15 protein-coding genes are annotated in these 12,091 nt (G+C 71.9%); 8 read left to right on the top strand and 7 right to left on the bottom strand.

Annotation, left to right across the window (positions count from 1 at the left end):
• Window positions 1–84 precede the first annotated feature (84 nt).
• Window positions 85–708 carry a PepSY domain-containing protein gene (locus tag ACFVGW_RS23395; protein ID WP_385853341.1) on the bottom strand — a complete coding sequence of 208 codons (624 nt, stop codon included), beginning with the start codon at window positions 706–708 and terminating at the stop codon, window positions 85–87.
• 119 nt (window positions 709–827) lie between these two features.
• Here ACFVGW_RS23395 and ACFVGW_RS23390 point away from each other — a divergent pair, with 119 nt between their 5' ends.
• Both ACFVGW_RS23390 and ACFVGW_RS23385 read left to right on the top strand, forming a co-directional pair.
• Window positions 828–1,487, top strand: coding sequence for a response regulator transcription factor (locus ACFVGW_RS23390; RefSeq protein WP_385853340.1), 660 nt, complete (start codon window positions 828–830; stop codon window positions 1,485–1,487).
• Window positions 1,484–2,908: an ATP-binding protein gene (locus ACFVGW_RS23385; RefSeq protein ID WP_385853339.1), complete on the top strand. Its 1,425-nt coding sequence runs from the start codon at window positions 1,484–1,486 to the stop codon at window positions 2,906–2,908. The genes ACFVGW_RS23390 and ACFVGW_RS23385 overlap by 4 nt, the downstream gene beginning before the upstream one ends.
• On the opposite strand, the gene ACFVGW_RS23380 is transcribed toward ACFVGW_RS23385, so the two are convergent.
• From ACFVGW_RS23380 to ACFVGW_RS23365, 4 genes are all read right to left on the bottom strand, one after another.
• Window positions 2,905–3,381 carry a MarR family transcriptional regulator gene (locus ACFVGW_RS23380; protein WP_352191697.1) on the bottom strand — a complete coding sequence of 159 codons (477 nt, stop codon included), beginning with the start codon at window positions 3,379–3,381 and terminating at the stop codon, window positions 2,905–2,907. The two genes, ACFVGW_RS23385 and ACFVGW_RS23380, sit on opposite strands and share 4 nt — an antisense overlap.
• 116 nt (window positions 3,382–3,497) lie before the next feature.
• Entirely contained in the window at window positions 3,498–4,289 is a 792-nt protein-coding gene (locus tag ACFVGW_RS23375) for an AIM24 family protein (protein WP_352191698.1), read from the bottom strand.
• Entirely contained in the window at window positions 4,286–4,936 is a 651-nt protein-coding gene (locus ACFVGW_RS23370) for an AIM24 family protein (protein WP_352191699.1), read from the bottom strand. The genes ACFVGW_RS23375 and ACFVGW_RS23370 overlap by 4 nt, the downstream gene beginning before the upstream one ends.
• On the bottom strand, window positions 4,936–5,574 hold the full coding sequence (locus ACFVGW_RS23365; RefSeq protein WP_352191700.1) for an AIM24 family protein: 639 nt from the start codon (window positions 5,572–5,574) through the stop codon (window positions 4,936–4,938). The genes ACFVGW_RS23370 and ACFVGW_RS23365 overlap by 1 nt, the downstream gene beginning before the upstream one ends.
• A 112-nt stretch (window positions 5,575–5,686) precedes the next feature.
• Between ACFVGW_RS23365 and ACFVGW_RS23360 the strand changes: the two genes are divergently transcribed.
• Window positions 5,687–6,031, top strand: coding sequence for a DUF3817 domain-containing protein (locus ACFVGW_RS23360; RefSeq protein WP_383222028.1), 345 nt, complete (start codon window positions 5,687–5,689; stop codon window positions 6,029–6,031).
• Window positions 6,028–6,321, top strand: coding sequence for an MTH1187 family thiamine-binding protein (locus ACFVGW_RS23355; protein WP_385853338.1), 294 nt, complete (start codon window positions 6,028–6,030; stop codon window positions 6,319–6,321). The genes ACFVGW_RS23360 and ACFVGW_RS23355 overlap by 4 nt, the downstream gene beginning before the upstream one ends.
• A gap of 50 nt (window positions 6,322–6,371) precedes the next feature.
• Here ACFVGW_RS23355 and ACFVGW_RS23350 read toward each other — a convergent pair whose 3' ends face one another.
• The gene (locus ACFVGW_RS23350; RefSeq protein ID WP_385853337.1) at window positions 6,372–7,370 is read right to left on the bottom strand and encodes a DUF5937 family protein; all 999 of its coding nucleotides are present in this window, start codon (window positions 7,368–7,370) and stop codon (window positions 6,372–6,374) included.
• A 79-nt stretch (window positions 7,371–7,449) separates the two neighbouring features.
• Here ACFVGW_RS23350 and ACFVGW_RS23345 point away from each other — a divergent pair, with 79 nt between their 5' ends.
• The 4 genes from ACFVGW_RS23345 to ACFVGW_RS23330 all read left to right on the top strand — a co-directional run bounded on the left by ACFVGW_RS23345 (window position 7,450) and on the right by ACFVGW_RS23330 (window position 11,588).
• Window positions 7,450–8,898 carry an MFS transporter gene (locus tag ACFVGW_RS23345; protein ID WP_385853336.1) on the top strand — a complete coding sequence of 483 codons (1,449 nt, stop codon included), beginning with the start codon at window positions 7,450–7,452 and terminating at the stop codon, window positions 8,896–8,898.
• A gap of 9 nt (window positions 8,899–8,907) precedes the next feature.
• Window positions 8,908–9,417, top strand: a complete 510-nt coding sequence (locus ACFVGW_RS23340; RefSeq protein ID WP_383222035.1) for a MarR family winged helix-turn-helix transcriptional regulator — start codon at window positions 8,908–8,910, stop codon at window positions 9,415–9,417.
• A gap of 54 nt (window positions 9,418–9,471) precedes the next feature.
• Window positions 9,472–9,804 carry a DUF3817 domain-containing protein gene (locus ACFVGW_RS23335; protein ID WP_352191706.1) on the top strand — a complete coding sequence of 111 codons (333 nt, stop codon included), beginning with the start codon at window positions 9,472–9,474 and terminating at the stop codon, window positions 9,802–9,804.
• Between the two features lie 83 nt (window positions 9,805–9,887).
• Window positions 9,888–11,588, top strand: a complete 1,701-nt coding sequence (locus tag ACFVGW_RS23330) for a methylmalonyl-CoA mutase (protein ID WP_385853335.1) — start codon at window positions 9,888–9,890, stop codon at window positions 11,586–11,588.
• An 86-nt stretch (window positions 11,589–11,674) separates the two neighbouring features.
• Here the strand turns inward: ACFVGW_RS23330 and ACFVGW_RS23325 are convergent, their stop codons facing one another.
• Complete coding sequence (locus ACFVGW_RS23325) at window positions 11,675–12,085, bottom strand: PPOX class F420-dependent oxidoreductase (protein WP_385853334.1); 411 nt, start codon at window positions 12,083–12,085, stop codon at window positions 11,675–11,677.
• Between the last annotated feature and the right edge of the window lie 6 nt (window positions 12,086–12,091).

Raw genomic sequence — 12,091 nt, 5'->3', positions numbered from 1 at the left:
GCCGGGCCACCGCCGAAGGCGGACGTCGCCGCGGGGCCGGCCAGGGCCGACGCGGTGTGCGCAGGTCCTCCCGGCGCTCCTCCGTCAGTTGTCGGAGCCGTCCGCGTCGTCCGCGCGGTCGTCGGCGCGTCCCGCCGCTCCGGCCCGGTCGTCGTCCCGGTCGTCCTGCCCGTCGTCGTCCGGGGTGACCTGGGCCGTCTTCGGATCGACCCGCCAGTCGCCGTTGACGGTGTCCACGTCCCACGCGGCCGGGGCGCGGTCGTCGTCGTCCAGGCTCACCGAGGTGACGGCGCCCTTCACGGAAGCCGCCTCGGCGGCCTCCCGGGCGTCGACGGAGGCACCCTTCAGGGCGCGGCGGTCGTCGGCGTCGTCCCGGTCGTCGTCGTCCCGGTCGGTCTCCTTGCCGAGGACCTTGCCCGTTCCGGCGTCCACGTGGACCGTGTACGAGGTCGTGCCCGTGCCCAGGACGTCGACCTCCCAGCCGCGGTCGTCGTCGTCCAGGTCGGCCGAGACGGCCGTGCCCGGCTGCGCCTGCAGCGCGGCCTCGATCGCCTGCGCGGCGGTCACCTTCGCGTCCCGGACGGCGGTCTTCTCCGTCCGGTCTCCGGCGTCGTCCGCGAGGGCGATCGCGGTTCCGCCGCCGGCCACGGCCACCGCGGCCACCGCGGCGACGGTGGCGATCACGGTGATGCGCTTCATGCGCTTCATGAGGGTCCTCCAACCCGGCGTGGTTCGTTCCGACGGACCCCACTGTGCGCAACGCGACCTGAAGGCAGCCTGAAGCCACCTGAAGGCCGCTTCAGCTTCGGTTTGCGAACCTTGTGCCCATGCGCTTGCTCATCGTGGAGGACGAGAAGCGGCTCGCCCGCTCCCTGGCCGGAGGCCTGACCGCCGAGGGGTACGCCGTCGACGTGGTCCACGACGGCCTGGAGGGGCTGCACCGGGCGATCGGAACGCCGTACGACCTGATCGTGCTCGACGTGATGCTGCCCGGCATGAACGGGTACCGGGTCTGCTCCGCGCTGCGCGCCGCGGGCGACGACGTGCCGATCCTGATGCTGACCGCCAAGGACGGCGAGTACGACGAGGCCGAGGGCCTCGACACGGGCGCCGACGACTACCTCACCAAGCCGTTCTCCTACGTCGTCCTGGTGGCCAGGATCCGGGCCCTGCTGCGCCGCCGCGCCGCGGATCCCTCCCCGGTCCTCGACCTCGGCGCCCTGCGCGTGGACACGGCGGCCAGGCGCGTGCACCGCGGCGAGGACGAGGTCACGCTCACCACCAAGGAGTTCGCGGTCCTGGAACAGCTCGCGCTGCGCCCGGGCGAGGTGGTCTCCAAGGCCGAGATCCTGGAGCACGTCTGGGACTTCGCCTACGCGGGCGATCCGAACATCGTCGAGGTGTACGTCAGCACGCTCCGGCGCAAGCTGGGCGCCTCCCTGATCCGGACGGTGCGCGGCGCCGGATACCGCCTGGAGGCACGGTGAGCGGCCGGTGGTTCTCCTCGGTCCGCGCCAGGGCCACGCTCGGAGCGACCGCGGTGGTGGCGGTCGCCCTGGTCGCGGCGGGTGTCGCCGTCCTGCTGTCCCTGCGGGGCGACCTCACGAGCCGGGCGGACGGCGAGGCGGACGCGGTCGCCCGCCAGGTCGCGGGCCGGATCGCCGCCGGAACTCCGTACCGGTCGCTCGATCTGCCGGACGGCGAGGAGAACCCGGTGCAGGTCGTCGACCGCGACGGCAGGGTCCTCGCGGTGAGCGAGGGGCTCACGGCGATCAGCGGGACCGGCGTGCCGGACGTCACCCCCGAGGCGAGCCCCGGGACCGGGCGGGACGCCGACGACGACGCGGACGACCCCGAGCCCGGCGAGGTCGGGGTCGGCACCTGGCACGGTGAGGGCAGTGCCACCGTGGACGGGGAGAGCGACGACTACCGCTTCAGCGAGGTGGAGGTCACCGACCGGCGGGACGAGACGGTCCGGGTCTTCGCCGGCGCGTCGCTCGGGGCGCAGCGGGACGCGGTGAGCACCGCCGCCACCGCCATGCTCGTCGGACTGCCGCTGCTGCTCGGGGTGGTGGCCGGGGTGACCTGGCTGGTGACCCGGCGGGCGCTGCGGCCCGTCGAGTCCATCCGCCGCGAGATGGCGGAGATCACCACCTCGCAGGATCTGTCGCGCCGGGTCCCCGAGCCCGCCACGCACGACGAGGTGGCCCGGCTCGCCCGGACCACCAACGAGACGCTCACGGCCCTGGAGTCGTCCGTGGAGCGGCAGCGACGGTTCGTCGCCGACGCCTCGCACGAGCTGCGCAGCCCCATCGCGAGCCTGCGCACCCAGCTGGAGGTGGGCGCCGCGCATCCGGAACTCCTGGACGTCCCGGGTGCGGTCGAGGACACCGTACGGCTGCAGCACCTCGCCGCCGACCTGCTGCTGCTCGCCCGGCTCGACGCGGGGGAGCGGCTCGCCGGCGCCCCGGTCGACCTCGCCGCGCTGGCGACGGAGGCGGCCGCCGGGCGGCGCGGGGTCACGGTGGAGGCCGCGGAGTCCGTCCGGGTGAACGGCTCCAGGGGCCGGCTCGGCCGGGTGCTCGGCAATCTCCTCGACAACGCGGTGCGCCACGCCCGTGCGGAGGTGACGGTCACCGTACGGAGGGAGGGGGACCGGGCCGTGCTCGGCGTGGCCGACGACGGGCCCGGGGTGCCGGAGGCCGACCGTGAGCGGATCTTCGAGCGCTTCGTACGGCTCGACGACGCGCGCACCCGCGACGAGGGCGGCGCGGGGCTCGGCCTCGCCATCGCCCGGGACGTGGCCGTACGGCACGGCGGGACCCTCACCGTCGGTGAAGCACCGGCGGGCGGCGCGCTGTTCGAACTGGTGCTGCCGCTGGTCGTGCCGCTGCCGGAGGAACGCTAGGGCTTGCCCCGGCGGCCCCGGAGCTGCTCGGCGACGGGCTTGAGGGACTCGTGCAGGTCGCCGAGGGCCTCGGGCGACAGCTGGTCGATGAAGTGCTTGCGCACCGACTCCACGTGGTGGGGTGCCACCTTGCGCATGGTCTCCATGCCCTGGTCCGTCAGGACCGCGTACAGCCCGCGCCGGTCCGACTCGCAGTTGGCGCGACGCACGAGCCCCGCGTTCTCCATGCGCGTGATCTGGTGCGAGAGCCGGCTCTTGGACTGCAGCGTGGCCGTCGCCAGATCGCTCATGCGCAGACGCCGTTCGGCCGACTCCGAGAGATTCACCAGGATCTCGTAGTCGTTCATGGTCAGGCCGAAGGGCTGGAGGTCCTTCTCCAGCTGATACGTCAGCATCCGGTTGACGTCCAGATAGGTGCGCCACGCACACTGCTCGGCGTCGGTGAGCCAGGGGGTGGCCGTCTCGGTCTCCATATATGGATTCTACCTAAGAAGTTGAAAACTGGACGAAGTGAGGGAGTGTGACGCCGGGCACCCAGGGCCCTGACGGGCGCAGACGTTCGAGGGCGTCACACTCCGCAGACTACCGGCTACAGACCGAAGCGACGCTGGAGGTCTCCGAGCTGTCCGGGAAGGCGCGGTGCCGAACCGTGCCCCCCTTGGCCGGAACCATGCGCTCCGGGAACGCCGCCGCCCGGGACCCCCGGCTGCCCGCCGACCTCGCCGATCGCCCGGTCGGCCATCAGCATCTCGCTCGACTGGAGGAGTACCGTACCCGCTCCCACGAACTCGAACTGGTGCTCCTCGCCCGAGGTCCCGCCGAGCCCGGTCAGCGCGCGGACGCCGCCCATCACGCCCGTCATGTACCCGTGGTCGTAGTGGTGGCAGGGGGACGGGCAGTCCGCCCAGCCGACCAGGGCCTGCGGGTCCACCCGCATCGGCGGCTCCATGAAGACCACCGGGCCGTTCGAGGCCGCCACGAACTTGCCCGTGCCGATCAGCGTCACGAACCCCGGCACGATCGACTGCTTCAGCGCCAGCGTCGGCTGGTACGCCAGCAGGTTGCCCGAACGGATCGTCAGATTGCCCTCGTCCAGGTCGAACGAGTTCACGTCGAAGGCCCGGTCGGCGAGCAGCATCTTGCCGCTGCCCTCCGCCACCACCCAGTCGCTCGCGTGCAGCGGTGAGTGGAACGACGTCCGGACCAGGCGGTCCAGGCGCCCGTGGCCGATGCCGTTGAAGTCGATCCGCCCGTAGTAGGCGATCATCTTGCCCTTCTGCAGGAACCACTGGGAACCCTTGAGCTCCACGCAGAAGGTGTACGGATTGACGTTGTCGTCGGACGGGAGCGACTGCGGGTCGAGGACGACGGGACCGGTCACAGCTTCTCCTCCGAGGCCTGCACGTACACCACACCGCTGCCGGTCAGCTCCAGCTGGAACGCCTCGCCGGAGCCCCGCCCCACCATGTCGCGCCAGCCCAGCGCGGTGGAGAGCTTGTTCCGCACGTCGCCGTGGTGCGCGACGTACGCCTGCGGGTCCACGTGGACCGCGCGTCCGGGGGTGATCGGCAGCTCGATCACGCCGCCGTGGGCCATGACGGCGACCGCGCCGTGACCCTTGAGCGTCGTCGTGAAGAGCCCCTGGCCCGTCACCTGGCCGCGCACCATGCCCATGACCCCGCCCTGGGAGCCCATGAACATCGTGCCCTGCTGCAGGGTGCCGTCGAAGGCGAGCAGCCGGTCGGCCTCGACGTACAGGGTGTCGCCGGTCAGCTGGATCACCTGGATGTGGTGGCCGCCGTGCCCGAACATCACCGTGCCGTTGCCCTCGACGGTCATCAGCGGCGTCGACTCGCCGGCCACCCGGCGGCCGATCATCGACATCACGCCACCCTGGCCGCCGGCCATGTTCGGCGTGAAAGTGACGTCGCCGCGGTACGCGAGCATCGCGCCGCGTTGGCTGAACATGCGCTGTCCGGGGATGACGGTCGCCTCGACCATCTTCGAGTTGATCTCGCGGAACGGCATCAGACGTCGCCCCCGATCGTGTTCCGCTCGCTGGGCTGGACGTACACGACGCCGTCGCCCTCGAAGCGGATCTGGAAGGCCTCGCCGCCGCCCTCGCCGAGGAACGTGCGGAACGTCACACCGGACTGGAAGCTCTGCTGCAGGTTGCCCTGGTGGGCGATGTACGCGCCGGGGTCGACGGAGAGCGGGTACTGCGGGGTCACGCGCAGCACCACCGCGGGGCCGTCGGACATGATCGCCGCCTGCCCCGTGCCCTCGACGGTCGTGGTGAAGAGACCGTTGCCGGTCGCTCCGCCACGCAGGCCCGTGAAGCTCGTGCCGGTGCGCAGCCCCGCGTCGGTGCAGAGCAGGTTGCTCGCCTCGACGTAGAGCTTGTCGCCGTGGAGCGAGACGAGGTTGATCTCGGAGGCGCGGTCGGCGAACCAGCAGGTCCCCTGGCCCTTCACCTCCATCACCTCCATCTGCTCACCCGTGAGCCGGCGCGTGACCATGCCGCGCAGGCCCTCGCCTCCGCCGGACATCTTCTTGAAGGCCATCTGGCCGTCGTAGGCGACCATGGAGCCGTTTTTGGCCTTGACGGCATCGCCGGTCATGGACACGGCGAGCACTTTGCTGCCTTGGAGTCGGAACGTTGCCACGGAGGGAGATTACGGGCCCCCCGGCTAAAGGAACAGCAAAGTCGGCGTGCACAATGGACCCGCCCACCCTTGTGCATCCGTTCACAAGATCGAACGAAGGTGACCCCCTCCCGTGGACATCAAGACCGCCTCCTCCCTCCACCGCCTCCGGCTCGTCTCCGCGCCGGAAGCCGTCTCCTTCCTGCTGCTGCTCGTCTGCTCGGTGCTCAAGCGCACGACGGAGTTCAACGCCGTCCCCGTGATGGGCGCGGTCCACGGCATCCTCTTCATCCTGTACGTGCTGTTCTGGCTGGACGCCTGGAACCGCACGAAGTGGCAGTTCAAGACGGCCGCCCTCTACTTCGTCCTCTCGGTGCTGCCGTTCGGCGGCTTCTTCGCGGAGCGCAAGCTCAAGCGCGAGGCCGAGGACGCGGTCATCGCCTCCCGCGCCCGCCGCGAGAGCGCGGTGGAGGCATGATCGTCGCCTTCTCGGTCACCCCGCTCGGCGTGGGGGAGGAGGTCGGCGAGTACGTCGCCGACGCCGTCCGGGTCGTGCGGGAGTCGGGTCTCCCGAACCGCACGGACGCGATGTTCACCTCCGTGGAAGGCGAGTGGGACGAGGTGATGGACGTGGTCAAACGCGCCGTCGCCGCGGTGGAGGCACGGGCGCCCCGGGTCTCCGTCGTCCTGAAGGCCGACATCCGCCCGGGCGTCACGGACGGTCTCACGTCGAAGATCGCGACGGTGGAACGCCACCTGGAGGCCTGACCGCCGCCCTCGGCCCCCGAGCCCCCGAACCCTGCACGGGTGCCGGGGGCTCAGTCGTGTGCGGCGCCCGGGGCCGTCAGGGCGATGCCGATCGGGGTGCGTTCGTAGAGGACCTGGTGGCCGTAGCGGCGGGAGGTCAGCAGGCCGGCCTCGCGCAGGACGGACAGGTGGGCCGACACGGAGGAGGGTGCGAGGCCGAGCCGGTGGGCGAGCGCGGTCGTGCCGGCCGGCTCGTCCAGCGCGCACAGCACGTCCGCACGGGCCCGCCCGAGGAGCCGGGTCAGCGCCTCGGGGGTCCGGTCGGGGGCCTCGGTCCAGAGGCCGCCGATCCCGCGAACGGGGTAGACGACGGTCGGCTGCCACGGCGGGTCGAAACCGCTCACGACGTGGGGCCAGGTGAAGACGGAGGGCATCAGGACGAGGCCCTGGCCGTCGAGAGCGCGGACGTGGTCGCCGGGGTGGGCGACGGTGAGGGTGGCGCGGTCCGCCTCCCAGTCGAAGCCTGGGTGGAGCTCGCCGAGGAGCCGCTCCAGACCGCCCTCGGCCAGCCGCCGCGAGTGGTACGCCACGTCGGCCTCCAGGACGGCCCGCAGCCGCGGCCACTCGGGGGCGATCAGGGCCTCCCAGGCCGCCTGGAGCAGATCGGCGAGGCGCCGGACGGTCGCCACCGGGTCGTCCAGCATCCGCCGCCCCGCGTCGCTCGCCGCGGCGCCGGGGGTCTCGGCGAGCGCCCGCGCGAAGTCGTCCCGGGCCAGGGCCGGATCCGTCTCCCGCACGGCCGCGATCTCCTCGGCGAACGAGGCGGCGGGCCCCAGGGGCGGCGGATAGAGGAAGTCGGGGCTGTGTCCGCGCAGGGGCATCAGCAGGTGCAGGGGCGCGAGTTCGAGCCCTTGGGCGGCGCCCCGGATCCGTCGCAGCCAGGGCAGGTGATAGCCCTGCTGGCGGGGCCGCGCGAGCACGCGTACGGCGGAATGCGTCTCCCAGAGCGGCGAGAGCGCGAACCGGATCCGCAGCGGGTCGGCCTCGCCGAAGTGGAGGTGGTACGGCACGGGTTCGGACCTCGGGCGGGAAGATTCGGCTGGGGCCGAAAGTCTAGGCCGGGCGGTCGAGGACGGCCACGCTGCGGCCATGCCCGACCAGCCCGCCACGCCACCCCGGGACCCGGCCCCCACGTCGCCGCCCCCCCGCCCCGCCCCGGCCCCTCATGCCCTCTCGGCCCCGGACCCTCACGCCGCTCCGGCGCCGGCCCCCCGCGTCGCCGCTCCGGCCCCGGACCCCCGCGTCGTCGACCCGGCGATGCCGGAGCCGTCGGCCGTCGCCGCGCCCCAGGGTCTCCGGCGCACGTCCGGGGGCGCGCCGAGTCCCGGGTATCGCGCCGTGTTCTCCGTGCGGGAGTTCCGGACCGTCTTCGTCGCCCATCTGCTCTCCCTCCTCGGCGTCGTCGTCAGCGAGATCGCGCTCACCGTCCTCGTCTACGACCTCACCCGCTCCCCCCTCCTCTCCTCCCTCACCTTCGCCCTCGGCTTCCTCCCCTACCTCCTCGGCGGCACCCTGCTCGCCGGCGTCGCCGACCGGTATCCGCCCCGGCGGGTCCTCGTCGTCTGCGATCTCGTCTGCGCCGCGTGCGTCGCGCTCATGGTCGCGCCCGTCACGCCCGTCGCCGGGCTGCTCGTCCTGCGGTGTGCCGTCGCCGCCGTCGCGCCCGTGTTCAACGGGACCCGGACCGCGACCCTCGCCGACATCCTCGGCGAGGGCGACCTCTTCGTCCTCGGGCGCTCCCTGCTCCGGATCGTCTCGCAGAGCGCCCTCCTCGTCGGCTTCGGCGCCGGCGGCGTGCTGCTCACCGTCGTCGAACCGCGCGGCGCCATCGCCATCACCGCCGTGACCTTCCTCGCCTCCGCGCTCCTCCTCCGGCTCGGGACACGGAAGCGGCCCGCCCGCGCCGCCGCCACCGCCACCGCCCCGCGCGAGCGCGGCGGCAACCTCGCCGTCCTCCGCGACCGCCGCGTCCGCGCGCTCATGCTCCTGTTCTGGCTGCCGCCCCTCTTCGCCGTCGTCCCCGAGGCCCTCGCCGCGCCCTACGCCGACCAGGCCGGCGTCTCCACCGCCGCGCTCGGGCTGCTGATGTGCGCCCTGCCCGTCGGCACCGTCACGGGCGAACTGTTCGCCGGGTCCAGGCTGAGCGCGGCCACCCGCTCCCGGATCGTGTACCCGCTGGCCCTGGCCGGCGTCCTCCCCTATCTCCTCTACGCCGTGGAGCCCGGCGCCGCCCTCGCGGGCCTCGCCCTCCTCCTGGCCGGTGCCACCGGCGCGTACACGCTCGGCCTCGACGCCTGGTTCGTCGCCGCCGTCCCCGAGGGGCAGCGGGGGAGGGCCATGACCCTGATGACCGCGGGCATGATGACCGCACAGGGCGTCGGCATGGCGGGCGCCGGCCTCGCCGCCGAGTTCCTCCCCGTCCACCTGGTGGTCGCCGGCACGGGAGTGGTCGGCACCCTCTGCGTCCTCGCCGCCGTCCTCCATGTCCGTGCGACCGAAGTTCGAGACGGGGCTGACCACCATGTGACCAGTGGGTAAGGTCGACGCGTGCCGAAGCCGCTCAGTCTCCCCTTCGACCCCATCGCCCGCGCCGACGAACTCTGGCAGAAGCGCTGGGGGCCGGTCCCCTCGATGGCCGCGATCACCTCGATCATGCGCGCCCACCAGATCCTCCTCGCGGAGGTCGACGCCGTCGTCAAGCCGTACGGACTGACGTTCGCGCGGTACGAGGCGCTGGTGCTGCTCACCTTCTCCAAGGCCGGTGAGCTGCCGATGTCCAAGATCGGCGAGCGGCTGATGGTCCACCCGACCTCGGTCACCAACACCGTCGACCGGCTCGTGAAGTCCGGCCTCGTCGACAAGCGGCCCAACCCCAACGACGGCCGCGGCACCCTCGCCTCGATCACCGGGAAGGGGCGCGAGGTGGTCGAGGCCGCCACCCGCGATCTGATGGCGATGGACTTCGGGCTCGGGGTCTACGACGCCGAGGAGTGCGGCGAGATCTTCGCGATGCTGCGCCCGCTCCGGGTGAACGCGCACGACTTCGACGAGAGCTGACCGGAACCGGGCCCGCCCGAAGATCGCCCGGAACGTGCCGTTACGCTCGACGGCATGAAATCCAGCGTGCTGACCCGTTACCGCGTGATGGCGTACATCACCGCCGTCATGCTGCTCGTGCTCTGCACGTGCATGGTCTTCAAGTACGGGTTCGACATGGGCGAGGACGTGACCTTCGCGGTCTCCCAGGCCCACGGCGTCCTCTACATCATCTACCTGATCTTCGCCTTCGATCTGGGCTCCAAGGCGAAGTGGCCGTTCGGCAAGCTCCTGTGGGTGCTGCTGTCCGGGACGATTCCCTTCGCCGCCTTCTTCGTCGAGCGCAAGGTCGTCCGCGAGACGCTTCCGCTGGTCAGCGGCGCGCAGCCGGCTCCCGCCAAGGCCTGATCCGGCTCCGTACCACACCCCCCGCACGGATGTGCGGGGGTTTGCCATCGACATTTACTAGGACGTCCTAGTAAATTTGAAGCATGGACGCAGACGCGATCGAGGAAGGCCGCCGGCGCTGGCAGGCCCGCTACGACAAGGCCCGCAAGCGGGACGCAGACTTCACCACGCTCTCCGGCGATCCGGTCGAGCCCGTCTACGGCCCCCGGCCCGGGGACACCTACGAGGGCTTCGAGCGCATCGGCTGGCCCGGCGAGTACCCCTTCACCCGGGGTCTGCACCCCACCGGCTACCGCGGCCGGACGTGGACCATCCGGCAGTTCGCCGGCTTCGGCAACGCCGAGCAGACCAACGAGCGGTACAAGATGATCCTGGCCGCCGGCGGCGGCGGACTCTCGGTCGCCTTCGACATGCCCACCCTCATGGGCCGCGACTCCGACGACCCCCGCTCGCTCGGCGAGGTCGGCCACTGCGGTGTCGCCATCGACTCCGCCGCCGACATGGAGGTCCTCTTCAAGGACATCCCGCTCGGCGACGTCACCACCTCGATGACCATCTCCGGGCCCGCCGTGCCCGTCTTCTGCATGTACCTGGTCGCCGCCGAGCGCCAGGGTGTCGACCCGGGCGTGCTCAACGGCACGCTCCAGACCGACATCTTCAAGGAGTACATCGCGCAGAAGGAGTGGCTCTTCCAGCCCGAGCCGCACCTGCGCCTCATCGGCGACCTGATGGAGCACTGCGCGCAGGGCATCCCCGCGTACAAGCCGCTCTCCGTCTCCGGCTACCACATCCGCGAGGCCGGAGCGACGGCCGCGCAGGAGCTCGCGTACACCCTCGCCGACGGCTTCGGCTACGTGGAGCTCGGCCTCTCCCGCGGCCTGGACGTCGACGTCTTCGCCCCCGGTCTCTCCTTCTTCTTCGACGCGCACCTCGACTTCTTCGAGGAGATCGCCAAGTTCCGCGCCGCCCGCCGGATCTGGGCCCGCTGGATGAAGGAGGTCTACGGCGCCAAGACCGACAAGGCGCAGTGGCTCCGCTTCCACACCCAGACCGCCGGTGTCTCGCTCACCGCCCAGCAGCCGTACAACAACGTCGTACGGACCGCGGTCGAGGCGCTCTCCGCGGTCCTCGGCGGCACCAACTCGCTGCACACCAACGCCCTCGACGAGACCCTGGCGCTCCCCAGCGAGCAGGCCGCCGAGATCGCGCTCCGCACCCAGCAGGTGCTGATGGAGGAGACGGGTGTGGCCAACGTGGCCGACCCGCTGGGCGGTTCCTGGTACGTCGAGCAGCTCACCGACCGGATCGAGGCCGACGCCGAGAAGATCTTCGACCAGATCAAGGAGCGCGGCCGCCGCGCCCACCCGGACGGTCAGCACCCCATCGGCCCGATCACCTCCGGCATCCTGCGCGGGATCGAGGACGGCTGGTTCACCGGCGAGATCGCCGAGTCCGCCTTCCAGTACCAGCAGTCCCTGGAGAAGGGCGACAAGCGGGTCGTCGGCGTCAACGTCCACCACGGCTCGGTCACCGGCGACCTGGAGATCCTCCGCGTCAGCCACGAGGTCGAGTGGGAGCAGGTCCGGGTCCTCGGCGAGCGCAAGGCCCGCCGCGACGACGCCCGGGTCCGCTCCGCGCTGGACGCGATGCTGGCGTCGGCCCGCGACGGCTCGAACATGATCGGCCCGATGCTGGACGCGGTACGGGCGGAGGCCACGCTCGGCGAGATCTGTGACGTGCTCCGCGAGGAGTGGGGCATCTACACCGAGCCCCCGGGCTTCTAGCCGCACGCCCGGACGCGAACCGGACGAGAACCGGACGAGAAGGGGCGGTACGGGACCTCCCGTACCGCCCCTTCCCCTTCCCCGGGCTACTCGGCGGCGGTGCCCGCCACCTTCGTCGGTGTGATCCGGATGACCACCCGCACCACCTCCGGCGGCAGTTCGAGGTAGCCCTGGCCGGAGCCGGGCCCCTCGTACTGCTCCTCGACCGCGACGGCGAAGGCCCGCCCGGCGTCCTCGGAGACCGTGGCCGTGCCCCGTATCTCGGCGTACAGCTGCGGGTCCTTGACGTCGTACACGAGCAGGCTGACCCGTGGGTCGGCCCGGATGTTCCGCACCTTGCGGCGGCCGTCCTGGCTTGAGATCAGCAGGTCGTCGCCGTCCCTGGCCACCCAGACCACCGAGTTCTGCGGAGAGCCGTCGGGGAGGACCGTGCCCAGGATCGCCGGGTTGGGGTCGTCCAGAAGCGTGCGCACAGTGCTGTTCAGAGTGATCGTCACGGCGAT

Origin of the sequence: Streptomyces sp. NPDC127129 (assembly GCF_042671585.1) — a bacterium.
Lineage (GTDB): Bacteria > Actinomycetota > Actinomycetes > Streptomycetales > Streptomycetaceae > Streptomyces.
Note: the sequence above shows the minus strand (reverse complement) of the source record. Positions and strands in the feature narration are given on the sequence as shown.